The sequence below is a fragment of the Streptomyces sp. 3MP-14 genome, from assembly GCF_006334905.2.
Lineage (GTDB): Bacteria > Actinomycetota > Actinomycetes > Streptomycetales > Streptomycetaceae > Streptomyces > Streptomyces triticirhizae.
Map to the genome: position 1 here is coordinate 225,523 of NZ_VDLZ02000013.1, position 26,787 is coordinate 252,309.

Sequence of the window (26,787 nt, forward strand, 5' to 3'; positions counted from 1 at the left end):
TCAACCGGCCGGAACGAAGGAGGGGTTGAACAGCTCGTTGATCAGCACCAGCGGCTCGTCGCGGTGCCAGACCAGATAGGTCTTGTAGCAGGCGGGCCGGTCGTCGCCGCCCTGGCCCCAGCGGCGTCGGCCGGTCTCCAGCAGCGTGCGCCGATGGCCGGTGCCGGCCTTGGTGAGCGCCCGGCCCAGCGGCACCGAGGTGGAGGTGAGGCAGTGCTCGATGGCCGGTTCGAGGTCGAGCCTGGCCACCACGTGGTTGACCGACAGCGGCTCGCCGCCCTGCCGGGTGGTGGCGGTGTGGCGGACCAGCACCCCGGCGTCCTCGTGGACGCCGAGCAGTCCGGCGACGCCCTCGCCGGTCTGCCGCGCGGGAACCCGTAACTGCGCCAGACAGCGCAGCCGCAACGATTCTCCGGACATCGACTCCAGCAGGGTGGTGGTCTGGCCCTCGCTGCTCAGCAGTATCCGCGTGAGGGGCGAGGCGAAGTCCCTGGTGTGCACGAGCGGCCGCACCCGGCCGGTCGGTGGCTCCAACGGGAAGGAGAGCGGAAAAGCCAAGGGGAAGACACCCGACGGCGTCGGCAACGACATCCTGATCACTCCTCACCGCCGTGCTACGAAAGGGCCAACGGTCCCTACGCCGTTGAGGTCACGGCCCAGGGGTGCGGACGAACAGACAACCGAGGATTCGTTCCGCTTCCGCGCCGGCGTGCCAGGCGTGGGCTGGCGAACCGATACGGCCGCCGTTCCGCTTGCGGCGCGGCGTGCCGGACGGTTGCGGCGGCCGGTCCGGCGGCCGGTCCGGCGGGGGTCCGGCGGCGGTCCGGCGGCGGTGGCCTGGCACGGCCGTCCGTTTGCGGCCGGGCGGCCGGCGGCCAAGCATGAGGGGGAGGGGCGACCCAGCAGGCGGCTCGCCGTTGCCCGGACCCGGAGGCACCCATGGGGCAGGCCGAAGCCGAACCGCGACTGCGCTGTCTGGTGACCGGAGCGACCGGTTACCTGGGCGGCCGGCTCGTTCCCGAGCTGCTGGCCGCCGGGCACTCCGTGCGCTGCCTGGCGCGCAACCCGGCCAAGCTGGGCGGCCGCCCGTGGGCCGGCCGGGTCTCGGTGGCGCGCGGCGACGTGACCGACGGGGACTCGCTGGCCGAGGCGCTGCGCGACATCGACGTGGCGTACTACCTGGTGCACGCGCTGGGCGGCGGCTCCGACTTCGCCGAGACCGACCGGCTGGCCGCGCGGACCTTCGGCGAACGGGCCCGCGCCGCCGGCGTGCGGCGGATCGTCTACCTCGGCGCGCTGACCCCGCCCGGCGTGCCCGAGGACGAGCTGTCCCCGCATCTGCGCTCGCGCGCCGAGGTGGGCCGCATCCTGCTCTCCTCCGGGGTGCCGACGGCGGTGCTGGGCGCGGCGGTGATCATCGGCTCCGGCTCCGCCTCGTTCGAGATGTTGCGGCACCTGACCGAACGCCTTCCGGTGATGACCACGCCCGCCTGGGTGCGGACCAAAGTGCAGCCGATCGCGGTCCGCGACGCGCTCCATCTGCTGGTCGGCTGCGCCCAGTTGCCCGAGCACATCAACCGCAGGTTCGACATCGGCGGGCCCGACGTGCTCACCTACCAGGACATGATGCGGCGCTACGCGCTGCACGCCGGGCTGCCCCGGCGGGTGATCCTGCCGGTGCGGGTGCTCAGCCCCGGGCTGTCCAGCCTCTGGGTCGGGCTGGTCACGCCGGTGCCGAGCCGGCTGGCCCGGCCGCTGGTGGAGTCGCTGCGCTACGAGGTGGTCTGTCACGAGCAGGACATCACCTGCTATGTGCTGCCGCCGCCCGGCGGGTTCCTCGGCATCGACCTGGCGCTGCGCCGCGCGATCCGCCGGGTCGGCGGCGGGGAGACCGTGGCGCCGGCCGAACGGGTCGCGCCGAGCGACCCGTTGCCCAGCGACCCGCCGTGGGCGGGCGGCAGCCTCTATGCCGACCGGCGCGAACGGGTGGTCAACGCGCCCCCGGACGCGCTCTGGCGCGTGGTCGAGGGCATCGGCGGCCAGAACGGCTGGTACTCCTCGCCGTTGGCCTGGGCGGTGCGCGGCTGGCTGGACTCGCTGCTCGGCGGTGTCGGGCTGCGGCGCGGCCGGGCCGACCCGGTGCGGCTGCGGCTGGGCGACGCGCTGGACTTCTGGCGGGTGGTGGCGCTGGAGCGCGGCTCGCTGCTGCGGCTGCGCGCCGAGATGCGGCTGCCGGGCGACGCCTGGCTGGAGTTGGGCGTCGGGCGGGACGCGGCGGGTCGGACCGTCTACCGGCAGCGGGCGCTCTACCATCCGCGAGGACTGGCGGGACACCTCTACTGGTGGGCCGTCGCACCGTTCCACGCCTGGGTGTTCGGCGGCATGGTGCGGAAGATCTCGGCGCGCGCCGAGGCGGGCGCCCCCGCGCACCCCGGCGTGCGGCCGGCCTCCGCGCACCCCTGACGCGCCTCAACACCACGCACATCCCCGGGAGTTCCGTTGGACGTCTCGATCGCGCTCTTCACCGCCAACCTCAGGCTGCGCGACAACCCCGTGCTGCGCGGCGCGCTCGACGCCGCGCGCCGGGTGGTGCCGCTGTTCGTCGTGGACTCGGGGATCGTGGAGCGCGGCTTCGCCGTGCCCAACCGGGCGGCGTTCCTGGCGGACGCGCTGGCCGAGTTGGACGAGGCGCTGCGGGAACGCGGCGGCCGGCTCGTCGTCCGGCACGGCGACGTGGTGGCCGAGACGGCCGGGGTCGCCGCCGAGACGGGCGCGGGCGAGGTGCATCTGGCGGCGGGCGTCAGCGAGTACGCGGACCGGCGCGAACGGCGCCTGCGCGCGGCGCTCGAAGCGGACGGACGCGCCCTCGTCGTCCATGACGCGGTGCTCACCGTCGTTCCCCCGGGTGCCCTGACGCCCACCGGCAAGGACCACTTCGCCGTCTTCACGCCCTACTTCCGGCGCTGGGACCAGCAGCGGGTGCGCCGGCCGCTGCCGGTGCCGCGCTCGGTCCCGGTGCCGGACCGGGTGCGCTCCGAGCCGCTGCCGGACGCAGCCGCCATCGCCAAGGGCGAGCCCTCGCCCGGGCTCGCGCGCGGCGGCGAGGCCACCGGCCGGAAGCGGCTGACCGCCTGGATGCGCCGGGGGCTCGGCGACTACCACGCGTTGGCCGACGACCTGGCCGCCGACGCCACCTCCCGGCTCTCGCCCTATCTGCACTTCGGCTGCCTCTCACCGACCGAGGTGCTGCACCAGGCGCGCCGGCGCGGCGGTCCCGGCGCCGACGACTTCGTGCGCCAGCTGGCCTGGCGCGACTTCCACCACCAGGTGCTGGCCGCCCGCCCGGCCGCCGGGCGCCACGACTACCGGGGCCACGGCGACCGTTGGCGGAACGACCCGGCGGCGCTCGACGCCTGGCGCGCGGGCCGCACCGGCTTCCCCGTGGTGGACGCGGCGATGCGGCAGCTGCGCCACGAGGGGTGGATGCACGGGCGGGCGCGGCTGCTGGTCGCCAGCTTCCTCAGCAAGACGCTCTATCTGGACTGGCGGCTGGGCGCGCGGCACTTCCTCGACCTGCTGGTGGACGGGGACCTCGCCAACAACCAGCTCAACTGGCAGTGGGCCGCCGGCACCGGCACCGACACCCGGCCCAACCGGGTGCTGAACCCGCTCACCCAGGCCCGCAGGTTCGACCCGAAGGGCGACTATGTGCGGCGCTGGGTCCCGGAGTTGGCCGAGATCCCGGGGCGGAAGGCGCACCAGCCGTGGCGCCTGCCGGAGCCGGAGCGGCCGGCCGACTACCCGGCGCCGATCGTCGATCTGGCGACGGGCGCGCAGCGCTTCCAGCGGGCGCGGGGCTGACGCGCGACCTCAGCCCCGGGCGCCCGCGTCGCGCGCCGGCGCGTTCGTGCAACGGGCGCGCGCTCGGTCAACGGGCACGCGTTCGGTCAACGGGCGCGTGCCGGCGGCCGGTTCAAGCGCGCGGCCCCGGCCCCGCGCCCCCGTGCGCCGCCGGTCAGTCGCCGCCCCCGCCCCCGCCGCCGTCGCCGCCGCCGAAGAACCCGCCGCCCCCGCCGTCCCCCGAGGAGCCGCCGTCAGCGCCGGACGAGCTGCCGTCGCTCCAGCCGTCGCCCGAGGCGCCGGGCCCCGAGTCGTCGCGGCCCCGCCCCAGGCCCGTGTGCCAGGGCAGTTCCCACGCCAACGGCTCGTCCTCGTCCGGCAGTTGCCGCCGGCCTCCGAACCGCACCGTGCCGGTGGCGTTCCCCAGGCCGAACGCCACCCCGCACAGGTGCGCGATCACCGCGTCCAGCGGGTCGCCCGACTCGTGCGCCACCCGCGCCAGCGGCAGCAACTCGTGCTCCGCGACCCGCGTCTCGATCGCCGCCGGCCGGCTCAGCAGCGCCACCGGCCGCTCGTCGCGCAGCAGCCGGCTGGACGTGGCGTCGTCCCGGGTCAGCCGCCAGAGCACGCCGCCGGCCGCCAGGCTGAGCGAACGCTTCGTCTTCCGCCACCCCAGGGTCGCGCCCAGCGTCGCCGGCCACTCGCCGACCGTCACCGTCAACCCCCGCACCGGCACGTCCGGTTCGGCCGTCCAGCCGTGCGGCCCGCGCAGCCGCGCCGGCGGCGCGCCCTCGGTCCACACGTCCGCGCGCACGAGCCTGCGGTCGACGGCCACCCACACCGGCCGCCCGTGCGGCCCCGGCGCCTGCCGGCGCGCGATCCACAGCGGCACGCCCTCCTCGGCCGCCCGCCGCGCCGCCTCCCGCACCGCCTCGGCGCCGCCGCAGTGCCGCACCGCCAACTCGCCCAGCGCGGCGGCGAACCGGGCCGCCTCCCGCACCTTCAGTGGCTGCGCCGAGCCGCTGACCCGGATCACCGGCACCGTGCCGCGCCCGGCCGGCAGCCCGGCCAGCGGCCGTTCGCTGCCGCCGCCGCCCAGCCAGGCGCCGCGCAGCCACGCCTCGGCGATGGCCACCAGCCGCAGCCCGGTCAGCGGCAACCGCCGCCCGCCCAGCCGCAGTTCGTGCTCGGTCAGCGTGACGGACGGACTCAGCGGATTCCACGAGCGCTTCTCCGCGTAACGCGTCAACTCCATGTGCCTCGGCCCCCGTTCCCCGTTCCCCGGCAACCCCGTCGTCGGTCAGTCCGGGCACATCATGTGACTTATTTGGGGGCCGGGTAGTTCCCGGAACGCCGGGGTAGGGCTGTCAGCCGATCGGGCCACCCGAGCAGCCACACAGAGAAGACACCGCCATGGCACAGCCGTTCGCACTGCCGGACTTCTACCTGCCGCACCCCGCGCGGCTCAACCCCCACCTGGAGCAGGCCAGATCGCACACCACCGCCTGGGCCCGCCGGATGGGGATGGTGGAGGGCTCCGGCATCTGGACCGAACGCGACCTCGCCGACCACGACTACGCGCTGCTCTGCTCCTACACCCACCCCGACGCCGACGCCGAGCGGTTGAACGTGGTCACCGACTGGTATGTGTGGGTCTTCTTCTTCGACGACCACTTCCTGGAGACCTTCAAGCGCTCCCAGGACCGGGCCGGCGGCAAGGCGTACCTGGACCGGCTCCCCGCGTTCATGCCCCTGGACGACGCCCCGACCCCCGCGCCCACCAACCCCGTCGAGGCCGGGCTCGCCGACCTCTGGGCCCGCACCACGCCCGCGATGTCCGCCGCCTGGCGCGCCCGCTTCGCCGAGAGCACCGAACACCTGCTCAACGAGTCCCTCTGGGAGCTGGCCAACATCAACGCGGGCCGGGTCGCCAACCCGGTCGAGTACATCGAGATGCGCCGCAAGGTCGGCGGCGCCCCCTGGTCAGCCGGGCTGGTGGAGTACGCGGCCGGCGCCGAGGTCCCCGCCCGGGTCGCCGCCAGCCGCCCGCTCCGCGTGCTGCGCGACACCTTCTCGGACGGCGTGCACCTGAGGAACGACCTCTTCTCCTACCAGCGGGAGATCGAGGAGGAGGGCGAGCTGAGCAACGGCGTGCTGGTGTGGGAGACCTTCCTCGGCTGCACCACCCAGCAGGCCGCCGACGCCGTCAACGACCTGCTGACCTCGCGGCTCCAGCAGTTCGAGCACACCACGCTCACCGAACTGCCCGCGCTCGCCGCCGAGTCCGGGCTCGAACCGGCCGAACAGCTGGCGCTGCTCGCCTATGTCAAGGGCCTCCAGGACTGGCAGTCCGGCGGCCACGAGTGGCATCTGCGCTCCAGCCGCTACATGAACGAAGGCGCCGTCGGCGACCGGGACGCCCCGCCGCTGCCCGGCGGCTCGTCGTTCCCGCTGCCGCTCGGGCCGACCGGGCTCGGCACGGCGGCGGCAGCGCTCGGCCGAGCCGCCGCCTCGGCCAGCCCCGCCGCGCTGGCCAGCCCCGCCGCGCTGGCCAGCCCCGCCGCGCTGGCCCGGCTCGGGGAACGGCGGCTGCGCACGTTCAGCCATCTCCCGCACCCCGTCGGGCCCTCCCAACTCCCCGACTTCGAGATGCCGTTCGAGGTCCGGCTCAGCCCGCACCTCGACCGCGCGCGGCGGCAGGTCGTCGCCTGGGCCCACCAACAGGGCCTGCTGCTGCCCCAACCCGGCCAGCCCGCCTCCCACATCTGGGACGAGGCCGACCTGGTCGCCTTCGACTTCCCGCTCTGCGCCGCCGGCATCCACCCCGACGCCACCGAGGACGAACTCGACCTCAGCTCCTGCTGGCTCACCTGGGGCACCTACGGCGACGACTACTTCCCCGCCGTCTTCGGCCGCGCCCGCGACCTCGCCGGCGCCCGCGCCCGCGTCGCCCGCCTGCCCGGGCTGATGCCGGTGGAGGACGGCGAACCGTCCGCCGTCCCGCTCGACGCGCTGGAACGCTCCCTGGCCGACCTGTGGGCGCGGACGGCGGGTCCCATGGACGTCGAGGCGCGGCGCGCCTTCCGCACCACCATCGAGACCATGACCGCCAGTTGGGTGTGGGAGCTGGAGAACCAGGCGTTCAACCGCATCCCCGACCCCGTCGACTACATCGAGATGCGCCGCGCCACCTTCGGCTCGGACCTCACCATGAGCCTCTGCCGCATCGGCCACGGCCGCACCGTGCCGCCCGAGGTCTACGGCAGCGGACCTCTGCGTTCCCTGGAGAACGCGGCGGCCGACTACGCGGCGCTGCTCAACGACGTCTTCTCCTACCAGAAGGAGGTCGAGTTCGAGGGCGAGTTGCACAACGGGGTGCTGGTGGTGCAGAACTTCCTGAACGCCGACTACCCCACCGGTCTTGCCGTTCTGCACGACCTGATGAAGAGCAGGATGCGCCAGTTCCAGCATGTCGCCGCCCACGAACTGCCCGTTCTCTACGACGACTTCGGGCTCGACGACGATGCGCGCGCGGTGCTCGCCGGCTATGTGCGGGAGCTGGAGAACTGGCTCGCCGGCATCCTGCGCTGGCACCGGGACTGCCACCGCTACGGCGAGGCCGACCTGCGCCGGCTGCGCGGCCCGCGCGGCATCGGCACCACGGCGGCCCGGCCGCCCCAACAAGCCGGCGCCCCCGTCCATGGTCTCCGGACGGGGGCGCCACCTGGCGAGGAATCGACCTCGGCTCGACGCGCCGTCGGGGCTCAACGCCTCCCGGGCAGCGGGACGTTGGCCCAGTCCATGTCGGTGGCCAGATAGAAGCTGGGATACGACGGCTGGTTGTAGGTCGTCTGCTGGCGGGCGACCTCGACGCGGTACTGCGGGTCGTGCATCAGGGTGTAGAGCTTGTGGTCGGTGACCTCGGTGCTGGTGTAGATCCGGATCGCCGAGCTGTCCTCGGTCCGCACCAGCAGCTCCTCCCGCCAGTCCCCGTGGATGTCCGCGACCAGCGACGGGTTGCCCTTGGTGCCGTTGTTGGTGCGGGTGCCCTCGGCGGTCAGCAGCGTGCCGCGCTGCCAGTCGTCGATGGTCGGGGTCGCGTCGCCCGAGCCGTTGACCAGCTGGGTGGTCGGCTCGGCGGCGAACCGGATGCTGGCGTTGGTGCCCGGCGTCGCGTCGCCCAGCCGTTCGCCGCCGGCGGTCCACAGCCCGACCCCGTTGGAGCCCCAGGTCTCAAGTCCCGGCTGTCCGGGGTCGATCTCGCCGATCATCCCGCGCCCGGTGTCGACGCCGGTGTAGGTGCCGTACAGCACCTCGCCGGTCTCGGCGTCCCGCAGCGCGTGCCCGTACGGCGCGCCCGGGCCGCCCTCGTGCACGGTCAGGATCTCCAGTCCTGGGTTGGTGGGGTCGATGTCGGTGATGTGCATGGCGTCGCCGTGGCCGAGTTTGGCGGGTTGGCCGGGGTTGGGGGCTTGGGGTGGGAGGGGTGCGGTGGAGGAGTAGAGGAGGTCGCCGTTGTCGTCGAGGGTGGCGGAGCCGTAGATGATCTCTTGTCGTCCGTCGTGGTCGGTGTCGGCGGAGGAGAGGGAGTGGAAGCCTTGGGTGGTGAGGGTGCCGTATTCGGGGTGGGTGCCGTCGCGGCCGTGGGGGGAGTCGTTGAAGGGGTTGGTCATGGGGGTGTGGCCGGAGTCGATGGTCCACTGGGTGTGGATGCGGTGGCCGTCGTAGTGGTAGGCGGCCAGGGTGGTGCGGGTGTAGTAGCCGCGGGCGAAGACGGCGGCGGGGGTGTGGCCGTCGAGGTAGGCGACGGTGGCCAGGAAGCGGTCGACGCGGTTGCCGGGTTCGATGCGGGGCATGGCGTAGTCGCCCCACAGCAGGCCGTCGTCGTCGCGGTCGGGCCAGTAGCGGACGGTGTCCCGCTCGCGGCCGGTGTGGCCGTCGATGACGGTCAGGTATTCGGGTCCGTCGAGGATGAAGCCTTCGAAGGCGCGGAGTTGGTTGCGTTCGGAGCGGGCGGGGGCGTAGGTGTCGATGAAGTAGTCGGCCAGCGCTTCGGCGTCCGCCCGGTTGAGGGGGTAGTCGTAGGTGGGTTCGGTGCCGAGGGCTTCCTCGATGGTGGCGGGCCAGTTCCCGGCCGTCACTTCGGGGTGGTCGGACCAGCCTTGGAACATGCCGACCAGGTGCTGGTAGTAGTCGGCGGCGGAGAGGCGGTAGTCGTCGCTGTGCCGGATGCCGGCGCGTATGTCCTCGCGGGGGAGGGTGATGGGGCGGGTCGAGGTGGGTCGGCCACGGTCGTTGTAGCGGGTGATGGTGGTGCCCGGCGCGGTCTTGAACATGATCTCCGCCCGGCCGTTGCCGTCGAAGTCATAGACCAGGAACTGGGTGTAGTGCGCGCCGGCGCGGACGTTGACCCCGAGGTCGACCCGGTGCAGCAGGGTGCCGTCCAACTCGTAGGTGTCCAGATAGACATTGCCGGTGTAACCGACCTGCGAGACATCCTTGGAGTTGGAGGGGTCCCATTTGACGACGAACTCGTACGCGCCGTCGCCGTCGACGTCCCCGACGCTCATGTCGTTGGCGGAGTAGGTGTACTCCTCCCCCGCCGGCGTCACCCCGCCCTCGGGGCGCCGTAGCGGGATCTCGTGGAACCCCTCACCCGCCGCCGCGACCGCCCGACTGGGCCGCTGCTCCCGCCCGTCGACCAGGGCGGCGACCCGGTAGGAGGAATCGGTGGTGCCGTCCGGGTCGAGGAAGTTGGTGGAATCCGTCACCGTCGCGATCGGCCGGCCATCCCGGTAGACGCGGAAGTCCACACCGGTCAGCCCGGTCTCGGAATGCCCGTCCGCCTCCTGACCCAACAGCCGCCAACTCAGAAACACCCCCTCCCCACTGGCCACCGCCACCAACCCACGATCCAACGCCTCCAGTTCAGGACCACGGTGCTGGTCGTGGCCCCCGCCGCGCGCCGAGGCGGCGGTGTCGTCCGCCAGCGCGCCGGGCGCGCCGCTCGCCATCCCGGTGGTGAGCAGCGCGGCGGCCAACAGCGCGACGCCGGCGCGGCGGGTGGTGGTGGTTCGTCTGGGGGCGGCTGGTGTCGGGCTTGGCGGTCTCATGTGCGGCTCCTCCTGGCGGAGTTGAGTCGATTCATTTTCGGAAGGGGAGGACGGGGGGAGTTGGGCGCACGGGCGCTCGAACGGGGCTGGCGGCGGCGCCCGTTGCCGTCATGTGAAGCGTTTCAATGAAGCGGGTGGCCGCGACGCTATGAGCGCACCCCGGAGCCCGTCAAGGGTCCGGTCACGGAACGTTTGCCCGGGGCGTTCCCTGGGCCTCAGCGCCAGGTGCCCTGCCAGTCGTAGAGCGGGGCGGTGGTCTGGTACTCGCGCAGCTCGACGACCCGGCCGTCGGCGACCCGGGCGACCGTCGCGCCGTCGAAGGCGGTGCGGTCGCCCTGCCAGGTGCACTCGAACGTCCACTGCGCGACCTCGCGGTCGCCCGCGACGAAGTGGTCGGTGACCGCCCAGCGGTGCACGACGCCGCCGTCGGCGAACCACTTTTGCGCCCAGCGCCGCACCGTGTCGCGACCGTGGTAGACGGGCCCCCAGGCCGTGTCCGCACAGTCTCGTCGGGCCCGCGACGCCATACACGGCACCTCGCTGCGTTACCGAATCGCGCGAATACGGCCAAGTATGAGCTGCGATCCGGTGCCTTGCGATGCACCGCGTCTGACGCCGCGGGCTGATCCGACGAGACTGTGCGGACACGACCTAACACTCCGTGATGACGCAATCCTCGGCGACGGCGCCCGCGATGCGTGCCGGGTCGCCCGCCTCCCAGGCGTCGATGTACTCGGTCAGCGCGCTCATCCGGCCACGATAACGAGGCGACCCGGGCCGGGCCCTCGGGCGTCTGGCTCCCCCCGGGCGGGGTGGTGCGGGGTACACCCCGCTCGGGTGTGTGGACGGGCTGTCCGTGGCGGGCCGGGCCGGAAGGATCGTTCCTGACAGCGAAGGCGGGCGCGGCGGGTGCTCGGAGCGGACGGGAAGGCGGGGACGACATGGCCACCGAGGTGCTGGAGCGGACAACGGGGCACGGGGACGCGGGCGTTGTGGCCGGCGGCGGCCGGGGCCTCGCGGCCCGGGACGGGGAGCGCGGGGCCGTGTCCCGCGAGGGGTGGGGCGCGGCGACGGCGCGGGCGCCGTGGCGCGGGCTCGGGGTCGCGCTGGCGGGGCTGTTCGTCTCGGTGCCGCTGTTCTGCCTGGCGGTGGTCTCGATCTCACTGATTCCGGTCGGGATCGGTCTCTTCACGACGCCGGTGGTCTTTGGCTGGATCGCGAACTTCGCCGACTGGCGGCGTTCCCTGGTCGCCGAGTGGGGCGGGCTGCCCGTGCCGCCGGCGCGGCGGGACGAGGTGGGCGAGGGCGCGCCGGCGCCGGCCCGGACGCTGGCGCTGCTGGGGGACCCGGCCAGCTGGCGTCAACTGTGGTGGCTGCTCGTCGACATGACCGCCGGGGTGTTCACCGCCCTGCTGCCGGTGGGCCTCGTCGCCAACGGGGTGTGGGGCTGGGTGCTGGCGGCGGGCGTCTGGGAGCCGATCCACGACGCGGACGGCACCCACTGGTACGCGTTCGTTCCGGTCAACGACCAGGCCTCCGCCAACCTCGCCGCGCTGACCGGCACGGGGTTCCTGCTGGTGGGGCTGCTGACCGCGAGCGTGCTGCTGCGCGGCCACCTCCGGCTGACCCGTGCGGTGCTGGGCACCGCGTGAACCGGTTCCTTTCCGGGGTCACCCCCCGTCTCGTCGCGTCGCCTTCGTCGGGCGCCGTGCCCGGCCTACGGTGGGCGGGCGCACGGCCCGCCGGGGGCGACGACGGCGTTGTCACCCGCCGGGCGTCCCCCAACTCCCGGGAGCCGAACCGATGATCGATGCCCATGAGACGTCCTTCCTCCGCCGCGCCATCGGCCTGGCGGCCGAGGCCCGCGCCGGCGGGAACCCGCCGTTCGGCTCGCTGCTCGTCGGACCCGGCGGAACGGTGCTGGCGGAGGAGCGCAACACCACCGTCACCGAGCGGGACATCAGCCTCCACCCCGAGCTGAAGCTGGCCGTCTGGGCCGGCCGCGAACTCGACGCCTCGACGGCCGCCGCCACCACGATGTACACCAGTTGCCAGCCCTGCGGGATGTGCGCCGGCGCGATCGAGCGCTCGGGGCTGGGGCGCGTCGTCTACGCGCTCTCCACCGAGCAACTGCGCGCCCTCACCCCGCCGTCCGCGCCCCCCGCCGTCCAACTCGACGGCCCGCACCTGCTGGAGGAGGCCCGCGTCCCGATCGAGGGGTGGCCCGCGTGAGCCGCCGGCGCGCGGCGGTCACGTCGTAGGGCGCGCCGGCACGCGGCGCGTGGTGCGCGGCGCGCCGGCCACGCACGACGTAGGTATCGACCGATGACACCCGCAACTGACCAGTACGGCACGTTCCGCCAGCGTCTGGACGACCTCCTGAGAAGTCTCAGCACCGAAGAGCGGGCGGAGGCGATGCTTCTCACGCGTTCCGAAAGCGAGCACTTGTACGAGTTGAGCGTGGCTCGCTTCCCCGTGACGCGCTGGCAGGGTCTGGACTGGGAAAACTGTGCGTATCTCGCACAGTATGCGTTCGCCGACCAGGCTGACCCGGAGGACATCCTGCTGGCCCGCGCGGTGCGGGAGCACGCGTCAATGGAGTCACTGGTCGTCATCACCTGGGGAAACCTCACGATCCCGTCCATGGCTCTCCCAGCGCGGAGCGTGGCCCGGCACGCCGACGAGGTTGTTGCGGCGAGCGATGACATCTGGTTGTTCGCGATCGAAGACAACATTCTGATCGAATACTGGCATCACGACCGTTTGACCATCGCCCGAGTTCCTGAAACTGCTACACCCTGACCGGCCGTGCCCGCGCCCAGGCCAGCGGCCCCTCGCCCTCCGAGCCGGAGCCGTGGCCGGCTCAGATCTCCTTGTCGGCGCGGTCCTCGGCCGGGCCGTCCTCGTCGTCCTCGTCCTCCCACTCCTCCTCCGCGTCCTCCGGCTTCTCCGCCTGGGCCGCCAACTCGGCGTAGTAGTCCAGCTGCTCGCCCCGGCTGCGGGCGATGCGGTGGACGTCGCGGAGGGCGGCGGTGAGGCAGGTGCTGAGGTCGAGCAGGTCCTCGCGGGTGGCGTCGGCGTCGTCGATCGTGTCGGCGGAGAGACCCAACACGGCCTCGGCGTACAGCAGTTGCTCACGCTCCAGCGCGTTGGCGTACTCGGTGACCCGTCCTCCGCCCTTGCCGGCGAGGTAGCAGGGCCGGCCCAGGTCGTCGCTCCAGGGCAGCAGGCGGGCGGGCTTCTGGTCGATAACGATCATGTTGTGCACTCCTCGACTCAAGGACGGCCAACTGCGGCCGATGTGTAGCGAACCCCTCACAGCCTGAGACCAGCGGAACTAGTCTCGCCAGGGAGTGGCGGGTGACAGCTGGCCCGTAGCGGGAGAGGCGACGATGAGCAATACCTATGGGGAGTGGTTGAAGGCCCGACGTGAGGAACTCGGCCTGACCCAACAGGAGGTGGCGGACCGGGCGTACATGACCCGCTCCTATATCTCCCACATCGAGGCGGGCCGCAGAATCCCCTCCGTGGAGGACGCGCGGCGCCTCGACAAGGCGCTGGGGACCGGGGATGTGCTGGTCACGTTCCGGCCGAGGGCGGACGAGGGCGGTCTCGCCGACTACTTCGAGCCCGTGCGGGCGCTGCAACAACAGGCCACGATGATCCGGGAGTTCGCGATCTCCTACGTCCCCGGGCTGCTCCAGACCGAGGCTTACGCGCGTGCGATTCTGGGATCGGCGTTCCCCCCGGTGGGTGAAGAGGAGCGTGACCGGCGGGTTGTCGCACGAGTGGAACGCTCCCGGCTCCTCGACGACCCGGTGACGCCCGTACTCTGGGTTCTCATCGACGAGGCGGCGCTACGCCGTGTCGTGGGCGGACCCGAGGTGATGGCCGAACAGATCGATCATCTGGTGCGGTTGACCGAGGCCGGGCGGATCAGGACCCATGTGATGCCGCTCAAGAGCGCTTATCCGCTGATGGATGGCACGTTGACGCTGATGTGGTTCGAGGATCAGCCGCCCTGTGCCTACAGCGAGGGACATGCCTTTGGCCGGTTGCACGATGCTCCGGCCGTGGTCGAACGCCTCCAGGCCATCTACGATTTGGCGTTGGGCGAAGCCTTGCCCCAGGAAGACTCCCTTGCCCTGATGAGGGCCATCGCGAAGGACCACCTAGCTCATGACTGACCGCACCATCCCCGGCGTCTCCTCATCGCGCGGCTGGCGCAAGTCCTCCTACAGCAGCCCCAACGCCGACAACTGCCTGGAGGTGCGGGACGGGCAGCCGGGTGGGGTTCCCGTTCGGGATTCCAAGAATCCCGACGGGCCCGTGCTTCGGTTCTCCGCCTCGGCCTGGGGGGCGTTCCTCGGGCTCGCGAAGGGGTCGGCCTAGCCCGGGCCGGCGAGGCCCCGCTCAGTGGCCCCGGGCGATCCACTCCGGGAGGTGCGGGGCCTCCTGGCCGATGGTGGTGGTCTCGCCGTGGCCGGTGCGCACCACGGTGCCCAGCGGCAGGGTGAGCAGCCGTTCCCTGATCGAGTCGATGATCGTGGGGAAGTCGGAGAACGAGCGCCCGGTCGCGCCGGGGCCGCCCTGGAAGAGCGTGTCCCCGGTGAACACCGTGCCGAGCGCCGGCGCGTGCAGGCAGACCGCGCCCGGCGCGTGCCCCGGCGTGTGGAGCACGACCAGCTCCGTGGCGCCGACCGACAGCCGCTGTCCGTCGGCGAGTTCGCCGTCGGGCGCGCGGTCGGGGTGGGTGGCCGACCAGAGCGGCAGGTCGTCGGGGTGCAGCAGGATCGGGGCGCCGGTGCGTTCGGCCAGCTCGGGGGCCGCGTTCACATGGTCGTTGTGGGCGTGGGTCGCGACGATCGCCCGCAGCGTGCGGTCGCCGACGGCGGCGGCGATGGCATCGGCGTCGTGGGCGGCGTCGATCACCAGCGCCTCGGCGTCGTCGCCGACCACCCAGACGTTGTTCTCGACCTCCCAACGGCCGCCGTCCAGCTCGAAGAAGCCGGAGGTGACGACCCGCTCCATCCGGACGCGCCCGCTCACAGGACCACCACCGAGCGCAGCACGTCGCCGGAGTGCATCCGGTCGAACGCCTCCTCGACCTGATCCAGGGCGATCGTTTCGCTAACGAAGGCGTCCAGGTCAAGCCGGCCCTGTCGATAGAGGTCGATCAACATCGGAAAGTCCCGGGACGGCAGGCAGTCCCCGTACCAGGACGACTTCAGCGCCCCGCCCCGGCCGAAGACGTCGAGCAGCGGCAGGTCGATCCGCATCTCCGGGGTGGGCACGCCCACCAGCACCACCGTGCCGGCCAGGTCCCGCGCGTAGAAGGCCTGTTCGTAGGTCTCGGGCCGGCCCACGGCCTCGATCACCACGTCGGCGCCGAAGCCGCCGGTCAGCTCGCGGATGGCGGCCGCCGGATCGGTTTCGCCCGAGTGCACCGTGTGGGTGGCGCCGAGGCGTTCGGCGGTGGTCAGTTTCCGTTGGTCGATGTCCACGCCGATCACCTTGGCGGCCCCGGCCAGCCGGGCGCCCATGATGGCGGCGCCGCCGACCCCGCCGCAGCCGATGACGGCGACGCTGTCGCCCCGGCCGACGCCGCCGGTGTTGATGGCCGCGCCGATGCCGGCCATCACGCCGCAGCCCAGCAGCCCGGCGGCAGCCGGGGAGGCGGCCGGGTCGACACGGGTGCACTGGCCGGCGGCGACCAGCGTCAACTCGGCGAAGGCGCCGATGCCCAGCGCGGGGCTGAGCGGCGTGCCGTCGGTGAGCGTCATGGGCTGCCGCGCGTTGTGCGTGTCGAAGCAGTACTGCGGGCGCCCGCGCAGGCAGGCGCGACACTGGCCGCACACCGCGCGCCAGTTGAGGACCACGAAGTCGCCGGGCGCGACCTCGGTCACGCCCTCGCCGACCGACTCGACCACGCCCGCCGCCTCGTGGCCCAGCAGGAACGGGAACTCGTCGTTGATCCCGCCCTGCTTGTAGTGCAGGTCCGTGTGGCACACCCCGCAGGTGCGGACGCGGACCAGCGCCTCGCCGGGCCCGGGGTCGGGGACCACGATGGTCTCCACCCGCACGGGTTCGTTCCTGCCCGGTGCGATCACACCGCGTACCTCGTGTGCCATGTCGGATGCCTCCGGCGGCTCTTGTCGATCACGGAGCAGCCATTGTGGTCCACCTGGCCGACGCCGAGAAGCCCTCGTCCCGGCCGGCGCGCCGGCGCGGGGCGCCGGCCGGGACGAGGGGCGGGGGCCGCTGTGCGGAACGGGTGGGCGGCGTGCGGAACGGGTGGGCGGCGTACGGGGCGGGCGCGTGCGCGGGAGCGCGCGCCGGCGCGGGGTGGGGGAGCGCCGGTGCGCGGCCCATGGGTTCGTGGCCCGGCGGTTCGTGGCTCAGTGGCGCGTGGCGCAGCCGAGGACGCGCCGGCGGGAGCGGCCGGTGGTGGTGAGGCCGGTCAGCGTCCAGGCGGTGACCGCGCCATAGGCCGCGTGCGGCAGCAGGTCGCTCAGCCAGTCCGACGCCGACCAGGTGCGCGGGTCGCTGATGCCCAGCGCGGCGATCGGCGCGTTGGCGCCGGCCAGCGCGCCGACGGTGGCCAGCACGGCGGTCGCCGAGGTGCCGGGGCGGCAGCCCGCCGCGCGGGCCAGGCCGAGGGCGACGCCGACGCCGATGCCGGTGGCCAGCCCGAGGAGGGGGCCGAGCCCGGCGATCCGGTTGGTCCGCGCGGCGCCCTGCCCCGGCACCGGCACATGGGTCACCTCGGAGAGCCGCTCCACGCTCTCGCTCGGGGTGTCGCTGGCGCCGCGCCCGCGCACCACCATGTCGAGGTAACTGACGGCGTTGAGCGCGCTGGTGCCCGCCGCGCCGGCGGCGGCGCCGGCGAGCAGGCCGGCGGCGGGGCTGAGGGGGCGGGAAGTCGAGTTTCGTCCGATATGTGCCACGGGTCGAGGCTACGACGCCGAACGGAGGCGCGCGACGCGGCCACGCGCGCCGGGGTGTTGTCAGTGGCGGGTGCGAGGCTTGCGCCCGAGTCCCACCGACCGGGGTCCTTCGGAGCAGTGGGAACGTTCGGCGCCCTCGGCGTTGTTGAGGAAGCCGGGCGGGGAGCGGGCGGGAGCCGATCGCCATGTCCACGGGGGGCGTGACGAACGGGCTCCCGCTCCTCCCCCGGGGCGGCGGGCGGGGCCGGAACGGACCGGCCGGCGGCGCACGGCGGGCTCGGGTCCCCGACCGGCGGTCGGCCGGTCAGTCCTGCCCGTGGTCGGGTGGCCGCCGCACCGGCAGTTCGCTGATGCCCAGGTCGCGGCGCATCACCTGGCGGACCTCGTAGATCCGTTCCGAGCTGCGCCGGAACAGCAGCTCCAGGGTCTCGCCCTCCCGGCACGGCTCCTCATCCGCCAGCACCCGATGCACCCGGAAGAGCAGGTGCACCAGCCGGCCCGCCGCCGCCAACACCTCGTCCGAGATGGCGAGTTGGGCCTCGGCGTAGGCCACGTTCAGCTCGTCCCGCGCCCGTTCGGCCGCGCGGCGCAGCTCGTTCACCTCGCCCGCGCCGTCGCCGTTCGCGCCGTCGCCGTCCCCGCCGGCGCCGTCCCGGCCGTCCTGGTGGGCGGCATGTAGCGCGTTCCGCCAGTCGACGAGCGCCCGCGAGTACATCCGGGACCGCTGGTTGAGCGCCACATAGCTGGCGCGGCGCGCCTCGCGCTCGGCGGCGCGTTCGCGCTCCGCGCGCTCCTCGGCGCGCTCCCGCTCGGCGCGCTCCCGCTCGGCGTGCTCCAGCTCCACCCGCTTGGCGCGCAGCGCGCCGCGCTGCACGAGCAGGCCGGAGAGCAGCGTGCCGAGCACGCCCACCACCGCCACCGCGAGACCCGTCATCGAACCCCCCATCCGCCCGATGCTAGCCGGGAGTTGGGCCGGAGGAGGCGTCGGAGCGGGTGTCGGAGCAGGGGCCGGAGTCGGGTGCCGGCGGCGGCCGGGAGGGGACCCGGGCCCGGGGCCTAGGCTGCGCCGACCGCCGCGCCCGGCGGCGGTCCGACCGCCGGGCCGGCATGTCATGCACCGTCAGGCACCGTCCACGACGACCGGGGCGCGGGCGGCCGTCCGTCGGGCGGCGCCAGCGCCCGGCGAGGGGCCCCTCATGACCGCCGGAAAACTGCTGGCCGTGCTCGCCGCCGCGCTGCTGCTGGTCTCCGGCATCGGCGCCTCGGTGGTGGGCGCGTTCGCGCTGGCCGTCGGGACGTTCGGCGCGGACGGCGACGGCCCGCCGCGCTGCGAGGGCAAGGTCATGCGGCCGGGGGACCAGTGCCTGGTGACGGTCAACGGGCGGCGCGGGCAGGCCGGTTACGAGGAGATGGCCCGCCGCCAGGAGGACGCGCGCCGGGAGTGGGTGACCATCGGCGGCATCACGTTGGGCGGGGGCGTGGTGCTGCTGTTCGGCGGCCGGCAGCTCGGCCGTTGGGGCGCGCGGGGGGTGTGAGCAGACCGCCCCCGGGCGCCCAGCGCCACCCGGGGCCGGGGGGCTGGACCCACCCCGCGACGCCCCCTGGGCCCACTGCGCCGGGCCGCTCCGACGACCAGGCTGGGAGTGGATCAAGAGGCGTACGAAACGGGAGTTGACGAGGATGCGTGGTTTCCACAGGGTGGGGACGAGGACCGGCGGGCGGGCCGCCGTCGGGACCGTGGCGGTGGCGATCGCGGTGGCGCTGGTGGCGGCGGGCGCGGCGCCCGCCTTCGCCGAGGCCCGGCAGCAGGTCGTGTCGGACGCCGGCGCCGGGAGCGCCGGCCAACGGGACCACGCGCGGGGCGCGTTGGTCGCCGCCGAGCCGTTCTTCTCGCTGCCCGGCGGGCGGGACGCGGCGGCCGAGCTGACCGCGCAGGGCTTCGACGCCCGGGCTACCCGGCACGGGGTCGACGTCTGGCGGCTGACCTATCTGACCGTTGACGCCCACGGCCAACGCACCACGGCCAGCGGCCTGTTGGCGCTGCCGCGCACCCAGGACCGGCGGCTGCGGGTGGTGTCCTATGCGCACGGCACCGAGGTGCACCGGGGCTCCGCCCCGTCCGTGAACCGGGGCTTCGCCACCGCGCCCGTCGTCGCCTACGCCTCGGCCGGCTATGCCACCGTCGCGCCCGACTACCTGGGCATGGGCCTGGGTCCCGGGCCGCACCCGTGGATGGACGTGCCGTCGGAGACCACGGCCTCGCTCGATCTGCTGCGCGCCGCCCGGGAGTTCAGCGCCGGCGAGGGCCGCGAGCTGCGGCGCGAGGTGCTGGTGACCGGGTTCTCCCAGGGCGCGTCGGCGGCGCTCGGGCTGGGGCGCGCGCTCCAGGCGCGCGCCGACGGCTGGTTCAGGCTGGGCGCGCTGGCGCCGGTCAGCGGCGCCTACGACTTCGGCGGCAGCCAGCTGCCCGCGCTGCTGGCGGGCGAGGTCGCGCCGGAGTGGGCCGTCGCCTACACCGCCTATCTGCTGGTGGCCTTCGACCGGTCGCACGACGTCTATGACGCGCCGGGCGACGTGTTCCGCGCGCCCTACGCGGAGACGGTCGAGGAGCTGTTCAACGGGGAGCACACCGGACAGGAGGTGATGGCCGGCCTGCCGGGGAGCCTGTCGGAGCTGCTGACCGGGGAGGGGCTGGCGCTGCTGGCCGAGCCGAACGCGGAACTGGCGGGCGCGCTCGCCGAGTTGGACAGCGTCTGCGTCGACTGGGCGCCGCGCGCCCCGATCACCCTGTGGCAGGCCCGGGGCGACGAGCAGGCCGTCGACGCCAACACGGCGGCCTGCCTGGCCGCGCTCCGCGCGAACGGCGTGCGCGCCGGCGTGCGCGACCTGGGCCCGGTGGACCACGAGGGCTCGCGGCACATCGGCTCCCATGTGGCGGCGATCCCCGAGATCATCCGCTGGTTCGACCGCCTGGCCTGAGCCGCGACCGCGCGGGCGCGGGGGAACGGGGCGGGCCGGCTGTGGGTGCGGGCCGGCGGGGGCGTGCGTAGCGCGCACCGGCTTCGCCGGCCCCCCTCGGCGCCCGGCCCGTCTCGGACCCGAGGACCACGCTGCCGCGCGAACAACGCCCGCCAGCTTGGCAGTCCGCGCGCCGTCGACTCCCGGGCGGCCGGGGGTGGGCGTTCAACGACCCGGCTCGTGGAGGCGCGCCCCAGCGAAGATCCGAACAGGTCAGCCTGACCCGCGACCGTGCGGGCGCGGTGCGCGCCGACCCGGGTTGCGCCCGCCCACCGGGACCGGGGCCGACGGCGGCCGGCCGACGAACGGGCCGACGGCGACCGGCGGTTCCGCGCCCCCTCCCCGTTCCGCGCGGCCGTGCCCGTTCCGCGCGGCCGTTCCCTCAGTGCCCCGTTCCCTTAGTGCCCGTGGTAGCGGTGCACCACCGCGTGGCCTCGGCCGCGCGCGATCAGGTGGCGGTTGACGGGGGCCGTCGCCACGAAGGCGATCGCGAAGGCGAGGGCCAGGGACCACCAGAAGAGCTGGTCGCTCAGGTGCGCGTCCATGGCGCCGGGGAGCAGCAACAGCACGGCGTTGTCGACCAGTTCCATGGTGGTGATGGAGAGGGTGTCGGCGGCGAGCGCGACGCCGAGCGCGGCCTTGAGCGCCAGGCCGACCCGCAGGACGGCGAAGAGCGTGAACGAGTAGCCGAAGACGAAGGCCAGGCCGATCGCCAGCAGCAGCGTCGGCACGGTGTGCCAGGCCAGCGCGGTGCCGATCGCCATGCCCAACACCTCGCCGATGGCGCAGCCGGTCAGGCAGTGGGCGGTGGCCCGCAGCGCGGGCCGCCAGCCGGCGGGGCCGGCCGGGGTGGCGGGGCCGGCCTGGGCGTGGCCCTCGTGGTCTCCCATAGGGCGGGACCCTAGCCCGCCGACATTCCCCCCGGGGGTATCTTGTCGACGGGCGCGTCGCGCTTGACTTATACCCCCCAGGGGTATTCTATGGGGAGCGTCGGGAGACGCCCCGCCCTCACCACCAGCGACAGGAGAACCGTCATGACCGCGCCCACCACCGGCAGCATCGAGACCGTCGAGGCCGTCTACACCGTCGAGGGCATGACCTGCGCCCACTGTGTCGGCGCCGTGACCGCCGAGGTCGGCGCGCTGTCCACGGTCAGCGAGGTGGCCGTGGACCTGGCCTCCGGCCGGGTGCGGGTCGTCAGCGGCGAGCCGTTGGCCGACGTCGCCGTGGCGGAGGCCGTCGAGGAGGCGGGCTACCGGCTGGTGCCGACGCCGGTCGAGCCGGCGGCCGAGGCCGGCGGCTGTTGCGGCGGCTCCTGCCACTGACCCCGGCCGGCCACCCGGATCGAACCACCGGGCCGACCGGCCGACCGACCAGCGACCGCCCCGAACAGACAGGACACCCACCATGAACACCACGACCAGGGTCGGCGCCTTCGGCGCGGGGGTCGCCCTCACCTTCGGCGCCGCGTTCGGCGTCGGTCAGCTGGTCGGCCCGATCGGCGAGGAGCCCCGCCCCTCCCACGACGCCCACGGTGACGGCGACGGCGGCAACGACAGCGGCAACGGGGACAACGACGGGAACGGCCACGGCGGCCACGGCGGCCCGGCCGCCCCCGGCGGGCTCCAGATCTCCGAGCGCGGCTACACCCTCGTCCCGCCCACCGAGCCGCTGCCCGCCGGTGAACGGACCGACCTCACCTTCCGGATCGACGGACCGGGCGGCGAGCCGCTCACCGCCTACCGGACCAGCCACGCAAAGGAACTGCACCTGATCGTGGTCCGCCGGGACCTCACCGGCTTCCAGCATGTGCACCCGGAGCGCGGGCCCGACGGGACCTGGTCCGTTCCGATCACCCTCGAAGGGGCCGGCGCCTACCGGATGTTCGCCGACTTCCTGCCCGAGGGCGAGGAGGACGGCCTCACGCTCGGCGCCGACCTCGCCGTGGCCGGCGAGCACACCCCCGAGCCGCTGCCGGAGCCGGCGGCGACGGCCACCGTCGACGACTACACCGTCGCCCTGGCGGCCGAGGAGCCGGTGCGGGCCGGCGTCGAGGCCGCGTTGACCCTGACCGTCAGCAGGGACGGCGAGCCGGTCACCGACCTGGAGCCGTATCTGGGCGCCTATGGCCACCTGGTCGCGCTGCGCGCCGGCGACCTCGGCTATCTCCATGTCCACCCGCAGGGCGAGCCCGGCGACGGCGTCACCCCGGCCGGCCCCGGGATCACCTTCCACACCACCGTGCCCAGCGAGGGGACATACCGCCTCTATCTGGACTTCCAGCACGGGGGCGAGGTGCGGACCGCCGAGTTCACCCTCCGCGTCGGCCCCGACGACCACCCGGCCGGCGAGGCCGACGCCGAACGGGCCGACGCCGAACGGGACGATGCCCAACGGGACGACGCCGGGCACCGGCACTGAGAGCAGCGAGCAGGCCGCGCGCCCCGTCAACGCGGCACCCACGGAGGAACGGAACCATGAGCACCGAGACCAGCACGCCCGGCGCCGACGCCACCACCGCCGACGCCACCACCGCCGAAGCCACCACCACCGACCAGGTGGAGCTGACCATCGGCGGCATGACCTGCGCCTCCTGCGCCGCCCGCGTCGAACGCAAGCTCAACAAGCTCGACGGCGTGACGGCCACGGTCAACTACGCCACCGAGAAGGCCAGGGTCGACTACCCGCAGGGCATGGCCGTCGAGGAGCTGATCGCCCAGGTCGAGGCCACCGGCTACACCGCCGAGCCGCCCCCGCCGCCCCCCGATCCCGGCGGCGGGACCGTCCACCCCGCCGAGGCGGCGGCCGAGGCGGCCGAGGACGCCCGACTCCGCGCGCTGCGGGACCGGTTGCTCGTCTCGGCCGTGCTGACCGTGCCGGTGATCGCCCTCGCCATGGTGCCGGCCTGGCAGTTCACCAACTGGCAGTGGATCTCCCTGGCGTTGGCCTGGCCCGTGGTGGTCTGGGGCGCCTGGCCGTTCCACCGCGCCGCCTGGACCAACCTGCGGCACGGCGCCTCCACCATGGACACCCTGGTCTCGCTGGGCACGTTGGCCGCGCTGGGCTGGTCGCTCTACGCGCTGCTGTTCGGCACGGCGGGCGAGCCGGGGATGACCCACCCGTTCCGGCTCACGATCGAACGGACCGACGGCGGCGGCAACATCTATCTGGAGGCCGCCGCCGGGGTCACCACGTTCATCCTCGCCGGGCGCTACTTCGAGGCCCGCGCCAAGCGCCGCTCGGGCGCCGCGCTCCGCGCGCTGCTGGAGCTGGGCGCCCGCGACGTGGGCGTGCTGCGGAACGGCCGCGAGGAACGCGTTCCCGTGGAGCGGCTGGCCGTCGGCGACACCTTCGTGGTGCGGCCCGGCGAGAAGATCGGCACCGACGGCGTGGTGGTCGAGGGCTCGTCGGCGGTGGACGCCTCGATGCTCACCGGCGAGTCGGTGCCGGTCGAGGTCGGCGTCGGCGACCCGGTCACCGGGGCGACGATCAACGCCGGCGGGCGGCTGGTGGTGCGCGCCACCCGGGTCGGCGCGGACACCCAACTGGCCCGGATGGCGCGGCTGGTGGAGGAGGCGCAGAACGGGAAGGCGCAGGTCCAGCGGCTCGCCGACCGGATCTCCGGGGTGTTCGTTCCGCTGGTGATCACGCTGGCGGCCGCGACGCTGGGCTTCTGGTGGGGAACGGGCAACGGTCTCTCGGCGGCGTTCACGGCGGCGGTCGCGGTGCTGATCATCGCCTGCCCGTGCGCTCTGGGCCTGGCCACGCCGACCGCGCTGCTGGTCGGCACCGGGCGCGGCGCCCAACTGGGCGTGCTGATCCGGGGTCCCGAGGTGCTGGAGTCCACGCGCCGGGTCGACACCGTGGTGTTGGACAAGACCGGCACGGTCACCGAGGGCCGGATGACGCTGCTGTCGGTGGCGACCGCCGACGGCGAGGACGAGGCCGAGGTGCTGCGGCTGGCGGGCGCGTTGGAGAACGCCTCCGAGCACCCGATCGCGCGGGCGGTCGCGGCCGAGGCGGCCGAGCGGACCGGCGAGCTGCCCACGCCCGAGGACTTCACCAACGTGGCGGGGCTCGGCGTGCAGGGCGTCGTCGAGGGGCACGCGGTGCTCGTCGGGCGGGAACGGCTGCTGGCCGACTGGGCGTTGACGCTGCCGCCCGAGCTGGAGCGGGCGCTGGCCGAGGCGGCCGCCGCCGGGCGCACGGCGGTGGCGGTGGCCTGGGACGGCGCGGCGCGCGGCGTGTTGGTGGTGGCGGACGCGATCAAGCCGACCTCGGCCCGCGCGATCGCCGAGCTGCGTCAACTGGGCCTGACGCCGATGCTGTTGACCGGCGACAACGAACGGGTCGCGGCCTCGGTGGCGCGTGCGGTGGGCATCGACGAGGCGCGGGTGATCGCCGAGGTGATGCCGAGCGAGAAGGCGGACGTGGTGGCCCGGCTGAAGGCCGAGGGCCGGGTGGTGGCGATGGTGGGCGACGGCGTCAACGACGCGGCGGCGCTGGCCACCGCCGACCTGGGTCTCGCGATGGGCACCGGCACGGATGTCGCCATCGAGGCGGCCGACCTGACCCTGGTCAGCGGCGACCTGAGGGCGGCTGGCGACGCGATCCGGCTCGCCCGGCGGACGCTGTCCACGATCAAGGGGAACCTGTTCTGGGCCTTCGCCTACAACGTGGCGGCGCTGCCGCTGGCGGCGGCCGGGCTGCTCAACCCGATGCTGGCGGGGGCGGCGATGGCGTTCTCCTCGGTGTTCGTGGTGAGCAACAGCCTGCGGCTGCGCGGCTTCCAGGCCACCCGCGCCACGGCCGACGCCTGAACGGCTGGGGCCGGGCCGGCCGGTGCCCGGGTCCGGGTGCGGCCCGGGCCCGGCCGACCCGGCTGGCCGCCCGGCCTGGGCCGGTCTCGGTGCGCTTGACCTCAAGTCTTGTTGAATTCCTAGGGTCGTGTCCTGTCCGGCCCCGTCGGGGCCCGCGAGAGGAGCTTCGACATGACGACACTGGTGACGGGCGCGACCGGGAACACCGGCCGGCACGTGGTGGCGGAACTGGCCGGGCGCGGCGAGCGCGTCCGGGCCCTGACCCGGAACCCGGCCGGCGCCGCCGGGCGGTTCCCCGACGGGGTCGAGGTGGTGGCCGGCACCCACACGGCGCCCGCCGAGCTGGGCCCGGCGCTCGACGGCGTCGACCGGCTGCACATCACGGTGACGGCCGGACTCGCCGAGGTCGGGCCGGAGTTGGTGCGGCGCGCGGTGGACGCGGGGGTGCGGCGGATCACCGTGCTGTGGGGCGGCTTCGTCGGCCCGGTCGAGCAGGCCGTGGCGGACTCGGGCGTCGAGTGGGCGCGCCTGGAGGCGCAGGAGTTCATGGCCAACACGCTGACCTGGGCCGACTCCATCAGGTCCGAGGGGCTGGTGCGCGAGCCCTACGACCTCCCCAGCGCGATCATCCACGAGGCCGACATCGGTGCGGTCGCCGCCGCCGCGCTCCTGGAGGACGGGCACGCGGGCCGTGGCGACGCGGGGCGCGGCGACGCGGGGCGCGGCGACGCGGGGCGCGCGGTCAACCTCACCGGGCCCGAGTCGTTGACCATCCGCGAACGGCTGGTGCGGCTGTCCCGGGCGATCGGCCGGGACATCACGTTCGCTCCCATCAGCCACGAGGCGGCGATCCGGCGGCTGACCGACACCGGGGTCTCCCGCGAGGACGCCGAGTTCGTCATCGGCTGGTACGCGGACCCGGGCGAGGCGGCGACGACGGTCGACCCCACCGTGGAGAAGATCCTCGGCCGCCCGGCCCGCACCTTCGCCGACTGGGTGGCCGAACACGCGGACCGCTTCCGCTGAGGGAATCCAGGGCGTGGGGGGGGTGCCTCTATGTCGTTCGTCAAGGCGTCTCTGTCGGGTTTGGGGTGGTTTGGTGTTGCTGGGGTTATGCGGCGAGTTTGATGTCCTTCGGTGTCCGGGGTTCGTAGAAGGTTCCGTCGCGGAGCATGGCGAACAGGACGCTGATGCGTTGGCGGGCGAGGCGGAGGAGGGCTTGGGTGTGGGTCTTGCCGCGGGCTCGTTGTTTGTCGTAGTAGGTGCGGGAGGCGGGGTCGGCGTTCATGGAGGCGAAGGCGGAGAGGAACATGGCGCGTTTGAGTTGCCGGTTGCCGCCTCTCGGTGCGTGTTCGCCGTGGATGGAGGTGCCCGACTGCTTCGTGGTGGGGGCGAGGCCGGCGTAGGAGGCGAGGTGGGCGGCGGTGGGGAAGCTGGTGGCGTCGCCGACGGTGACCAGCAGGACGGCGGCGGTCCTGACGCCGATGCCGGGCATCGAGGTCAGGACCGGGGAAAGAGGGTGGGCCTCCAGCAGGTTGTTGATCTGGGCTTCCATCGCGCGGCGCTGGGTGTGGACGGCGGTCAGGGATGCGGCCAGGGAGGGGATGACGATGTCGAGGGTGCCGGTGCCCGGGACGACGACGGTCTGCTCGTCCAGCGCGTCGAAGATCTCGTCGATCAGTCGGGTGGCCATGCGTGGGGCCTTGGGCCGGATCAGTTCGATGAGTCTGCGGCGGCCGGCTTTGCGCAGGGCGGCCGGGGAGCCGTAGCGCTCCAGGAGCCAGGTGACGGCCTGGTGGTCCAGACGCGGCCCGAGGACGCGTTCCAGGGAGGGGTGGAACTGGGTGAGCAGGCCGCGTATCCGGTTGGAGGTGCGGGTGGCCTCGGCGGCGAGGTCCTGGTCGAAGCCGGTCAGCACCGTGAGTTCGGCGGTGATCTCGTCGGTCAGCTGAAGCGAGCGCAGGGTGTGCGGCATGGTGCGGGCGGCGTCGGCGATGACGGCGGCGTCCTTGGCGTCGGTCTTGGCTTCGCCTGGGTAGAGGTCGGCGA

Annotated in this window: 25 protein-coding genes; 14 read left to right on the top strand and 11 right to left on the bottom strand. The window is 73.9% G+C overall.

Annotated features, from left to right (window positions below):
- Entirely contained in the window at positions 1-591 is a 591-nt protein-coding gene (locus tag FH609_RS21925; protein ID WP_139670250.1) for a hypothetical protein, read from the bottom strand.
- Between the two features lie 348 nt (positions 592-939).
- Here FH609_RS21925 and FH609_RS21930 point away from each other — a divergent pair, with 348 nt between their 5' ends.
- A complete protein-coding gene (locus FH609_RS21930; protein WP_139670252.1) occupies positions 940-2,463 on the top strand; it encodes an SDR family oxidoreductase in 1,524 nt (507 codons plus the stop codon).
- 36 nt (positions 2,464-2,499) lie between these two features.
- Positions 2,500-3,861, top strand: coding sequence for a cryptochrome/photolyase family protein (locus FH609_RS21935; protein WP_139670254.1), 1,362 nt, complete (start codon positions 2,500-2,502; stop codon positions 3,859-3,861).
- A 154-nt stretch (positions 3,862-4,015) separates the two neighbouring features.
- Here the strand turns inward: FH609_RS21935 and FH609_RS21940 are convergent, their stop codons facing one another.
- Positions 4,016-5,095, bottom strand: coding sequence for a hypothetical protein (locus FH609_RS21940; RefSeq protein ID WP_139670256.1), 1,080 nt, complete (start codon positions 5,093-5,095; stop codon positions 4,016-4,018).
- A gap of 158 nt (positions 5,096-5,253) precedes the next feature.
- On the opposite strand from FH609_RS21940, the gene FH609_RS21945 reads away from it, so the two are divergent.
- Positions 5,254-7,659: a terpene synthase family protein gene (locus FH609_RS21945; protein WP_226961866.1), complete on the top strand. Its 2,406-nt coding sequence runs from the start codon at positions 5,254-5,256 to the stop codon at positions 7,657-7,659.
- Here FH609_RS21945 and FH609_RS21950 read toward each other — a convergent pair.
- Both FH609_RS21950 and FH609_RS21955 read right to left on the bottom strand, forming a co-directional pair.
- Entirely contained in the window at positions 7,605-9,953 is a 2,349-nt protein-coding gene (locus tag FH609_RS21950) for a rhamnogalacturonan lyase (RefSeq protein ID WP_226961867.1), read from the bottom strand. The genes FH609_RS21945 and FH609_RS21950 overlap by 55 nt on opposite strands.
- Before the next feature lie 215 nt (positions 9,954-10,168).
- On the bottom strand, positions 10,169-10,480 hold the full coding sequence (locus FH609_RS21955) for a nuclear transport factor 2 family protein (protein ID WP_139670258.1): 312 nt from the start codon (positions 10,478-10,480) through the stop codon (positions 10,169-10,171).
- Positions 10,481-10,894: 414 nt separating this feature from the next.
- Between FH609_RS21955 and FH609_RS21960 the strand changes: the two genes are divergently transcribed.
- The 3 genes from FH609_RS21960 (at position 10,895) to FH609_RS21970 (ending at position 12,755) form a co-directional block, all read left to right on the top strand.
- Entirely contained in the window at positions 10,895-11,605 is a 711-nt protein-coding gene (locus FH609_RS21960; RefSeq protein ID WP_139670261.1) for a sensor domain-containing protein, read from the top strand.
- Positions 11,606-11,756: 151 nt separating this feature from the next.
- On the top strand, positions 11,757-12,185 hold the full coding sequence (locus FH609_RS21965) for a nucleoside deaminase (protein ID WP_139670263.1): 429 nt from the start codon (positions 11,757-11,759) through the stop codon (positions 12,183-12,185).
- Positions 12,186-12,278: 93 nt separating this feature from the next.
- Positions 12,279-12,755, top strand: coding sequence for a hypothetical protein (locus FH609_RS21970; RefSeq protein ID WP_139670266.1), 477 nt, complete (start codon positions 12,279-12,281; stop codon positions 12,753-12,755).
- Between the two features lie 61 nt (positions 12,756-12,816).
- Here FH609_RS21970 and FH609_RS21975 read toward each other — a convergent pair whose 3' ends face one another.
- On the bottom strand, positions 12,817-13,212 hold the full coding sequence (locus FH609_RS21975; RefSeq protein ID WP_193317977.1) for a hypothetical protein: 396 nt from the start codon (positions 13,210-13,212) through the stop codon (positions 12,817-12,819).
- Positions 13,213-13,345: 133 nt separating this feature from the next.
- Between FH609_RS21975 and FH609_RS21980 the strand changes: the two genes are divergently transcribed.
- The gene (locus FH609_RS21980) at positions 13,346-14,140 is read left to right on the top strand and encodes a helix-turn-helix domain-containing protein (RefSeq protein WP_139670268.1); all 795 of its coding nucleotides are present in this window, start codon (positions 13,346-13,348) and stop codon (positions 14,138-14,140) included.
- The gene (locus FH609_RS21985) at positions 14,133-14,345 is read left to right on the top strand and encodes a DUF397 domain-containing protein (RefSeq protein ID WP_139670270.1); all 213 of its coding nucleotides are present in this window, start codon (positions 14,133-14,135) and stop codon (positions 14,343-14,345) included. Before FH609_RS21980 ends, FH609_RS21985 begins: the two co-directional genes overlap by 8 nt.
- A gap of 21 nt (positions 14,346-14,366) precedes the next feature.
- Here the strand turns inward: FH609_RS21985 and FH609_RS21990 are convergent, their stop codons facing one another.
- The 4 genes from FH609_RS21990 to FH609_RS22005 form a co-directional block, all read right to left on the bottom strand.
- Positions 14,367-14,984 carry an MBL fold metallo-hydrolase gene (locus tag FH609_RS21990; protein ID WP_139670317.1) on the bottom strand — a complete coding sequence of 206 codons (618 nt, stop codon included), beginning with the start codon at positions 14,982-14,984 and terminating at the stop codon, positions 14,367-14,369.
- Between the two features lie 14 nt (positions 14,985-14,998).
- Entirely contained in the window at positions 14,999-16,084 is a 1,086-nt protein-coding gene (locus tag FH609_RS21995; protein ID WP_139670272.1) for an S-(hydroxymethyl)mycothiol dehydrogenase, read from the bottom strand.
- A gap of 267 nt (positions 16,085-16,351) precedes the next feature.
- On the bottom strand, positions 16,352-16,900 hold the full coding sequence (locus FH609_RS22000) for a hypothetical protein (protein ID WP_226961868.1): 549 nt from the start codon (positions 16,898-16,900) through the stop codon (positions 16,352-16,354).
- Positions 16,901-17,204: 304 nt separating this feature from the next.
- Positions 17,205-17,846, bottom strand: a complete 642-nt coding sequence (locus FH609_RS22005; protein WP_139670274.1) for a hypothetical protein — start codon at positions 17,844-17,846, stop codon at positions 17,205-17,207.
- A gap of 250 nt (positions 17,847-18,096) precedes the next feature.
- Here FH609_RS22005 and FH609_RS31210 point away from each other — a divergent pair, with 250 nt between their 5' ends.
- Positions 18,097-18,435 (top strand): hypothetical protein, encoded by a 339-nt coding sequence (locus FH609_RS31210; RefSeq protein ID WP_193317978.1) that lies wholly within the window; start codon positions 18,097-18,099, stop codon positions 18,433-18,435.
- A 163-nt stretch (positions 18,436-18,598) separates the two neighbouring features.
- Positions 18,599-19,879: a lipase gene (locus tag FH609_RS22015; RefSeq protein WP_139670276.1), complete on the top strand. Its 1,281-nt coding sequence runs from the start codon at positions 18,599-18,601 to the stop codon at positions 19,877-19,879.
- A 437-nt stretch (positions 19,880-20,316) separates the two neighbouring features.
- Here FH609_RS22015 and FH609_RS22020 read toward each other — a convergent pair whose 3' ends face one another.
- Positions 20,317-20,808, bottom strand: coding sequence for a DUF4396 domain-containing protein (locus FH609_RS22020; RefSeq protein WP_139670278.1), 492 nt, complete (start codon positions 20,806-20,808; stop codon positions 20,317-20,319).
- Positions 20,809-20,952: 144 nt separating this feature from the next.
- Here FH609_RS22020 and FH609_RS22025 point away from each other — a divergent pair, with 144 nt between their 5' ends.
- The 4 genes from FH609_RS22025 (at position 20,953) to FH609_RS22040 (ending at position 25,764) form a co-directional block, all read left to right on the top strand.
- Entirely contained in the window at positions 20,953-21,243 is a 291-nt protein-coding gene (locus FH609_RS22025; RefSeq protein WP_139670280.1) for a cation transporter, read from the top strand.
- An 82-nt stretch (positions 21,244-21,325) separates the two neighbouring features.
- Entirely contained in the window at positions 21,326-22,339 is a 1,014-nt protein-coding gene (locus tag FH609_RS22030; protein WP_193317979.1) for a hypothetical protein, read from the top strand.
- A gap of 158 nt (positions 22,340-22,497) precedes the next feature.
- Entirely contained in the window at positions 22,498-24,738 is a 2,241-nt protein-coding gene (locus FH609_RS22035) for a heavy metal translocating P-type ATPase (RefSeq protein ID WP_226961877.1), read from the top strand.
- Positions 24,739-24,909: 171 nt separating this feature from the next.
- Positions 24,910-25,764: an NAD(P)H-binding protein gene (locus FH609_RS22040; RefSeq protein WP_139670284.1), complete on the top strand. Its 855-nt coding sequence runs from the start codon at positions 24,910-24,912 to the stop codon at positions 25,762-25,764.
- 85 nt (positions 25,765-25,849) lie between these two features.
- Here the strand turns inward: FH609_RS22040 and FH609_RS22045 are convergent.
- The coding region (locus FH609_RS22045) for an IS110 family transposase (RefSeq protein WP_139707893.1) at positions 25,850-26,787 on the bottom strand (938 nt) is incomplete at its 5' end.

What these genes read in the sequence shown, in the direction of transcription:
- FH609_RS21925 (WP_139670250.1), bottom strand. Translation starts at nt 591, where the DNA reads ATGTCGTTGCCGACGCCGTCGGGTGTCTTCCCCTTGGCTTTTCCGCTC.
- FH609_RS21930 (WP_139670252.1), top strand. Translation starts at nt 940, where the DNA reads ATGGGGCAGGCCGAAGCCGAACCGCGACTGCGCTGTCTGGTGACCGGA.
- FH609_RS21940 (WP_139670256.1), bottom strand. Translation starts at nt 5,095, where the DNA reads ATGGAGTTGACGCGTTACGCGGAGAAGCGCTCGTGGAATCCGCTGAGT.
- FH609_RS21945 (WP_226961866.1), top strand. Translation starts at nt 5,254, where the DNA reads ATGGCACAGCCGTTCGCACTGCCGGACTTCTACCTGCCGCACCCCGCG.
- FH609_RS21950 (WP_226961867.1), bottom strand. Translation starts at nt 9,953, where the DNA reads ATGAGACCGCCAAGCCCGACACCAGCCGCCCCCAGACGAACCACCACC.
- FH609_RS21955 (WP_139670258.1), bottom strand. Translation starts at nt 10,480, where the DNA reads ATGGCGTCGCGGGCCCGACGAGACTGTGCGGACACGGCCTGGGGGCCC.
- FH609_RS21960 (WP_139670261.1), top strand. Translation starts at nt 10,895, where the DNA reads ATGGCCACCGAGGTGCTGGAGCGGACAACGGGGCACGGGGACGCGGGC.
- FH609_RS21965 (WP_139670263.1), top strand. Translation starts at nt 11,757, where the DNA reads ATGATCGATGCCCATGAGACGTCCTTCCTCCGCCGCGCCATCGGCCTG.
- FH609_RS21970 (WP_139670266.1), top strand. Translation starts at nt 12,279, where the DNA reads ATGACACCCGCAACTGACCAGTACGGCACGTTCCGCCAGCGTCTGGAC.
- FH609_RS21975 (WP_193317977.1), bottom strand. Translation starts at nt 13,212, where the DNA reads ATGATCGTTATCGACCAGAAGCCCGCCCGCCTGCTGCCCTGGAGCGAC.
- FH609_RS21980 (WP_139670268.1), top strand. Translation starts at nt 13,346, where the DNA reads ATGAGCAATACCTATGGGGAGTGGTTGAAGGCCCGACGTGAGGAACTC.
- FH609_RS21985 (WP_139670270.1), top strand. Translation starts at nt 14,133, where the DNA reads ATGACTGACCGCACCATCCCCGGCGTCTCCTCATCGCGCGGCTGGCGC.
- FH609_RS21990 (WP_139670317.1), bottom strand. Translation starts at nt 14,984, where the DNA reads ATGGAGCGGGTCGTCACCTCCGGCTTCTTCGAGCTGGACGGCGGCCGT.
- FH609_RS21995 (WP_139670272.1), bottom strand. Translation starts at nt 16,084, where the DNA reads ATGGCACACGAGGTACGCGGTGTGATCGCACCGGGCAGGAACGAACCC.
- FH609_RS22005 (WP_139670274.1), bottom strand. Translation starts at nt 17,846, where the DNA reads ATGGGGGGTTCGATGACGGGTCTCGCGGTGGCGGTGGTGGGCGTGCTC.
- FH609_RS31210 (WP_193317978.1), top strand. Translation starts at nt 18,097, where the DNA reads ATGACCGCCGGAAAACTGCTGGCCGTGCTCGCCGCCGCGCTGCTGCTG.
- FH609_RS22020 (WP_139670278.1), bottom strand. Translation starts at nt 20,808, where the DNA reads ATGGGAGACCACGAGGGCCACGCCCAGGCCGGCCCCGCCACCCCGGCC.
- FH609_RS22025 (WP_139670280.1), top strand. Translation starts at nt 20,953, where the DNA reads ATGACCGCGCCCACCACCGGCAGCATCGAGACCGTCGAGGCCGTCTAC.
- FH609_RS22030 (WP_193317979.1), top strand. Translation starts at nt 21,326, where the DNA reads ATGAACACCACGACCAGGGTCGGCGCCTTCGGCGCGGGGGTCGCCCTC.
- FH609_RS22035 (WP_226961877.1), top strand. Translation starts at nt 22,498, where the DNA reads ATGACCTGCGCCTCCTGCGCCGCCCGCGTCGAACGCAAGCTCAACAAG.
- FH609_RS22040 (WP_139670284.1), top strand. Translation starts at nt 24,910, where the DNA reads ATGACGACACTGGTGACGGGCGCGACCGGGAACACCGGCCGGCACGTG.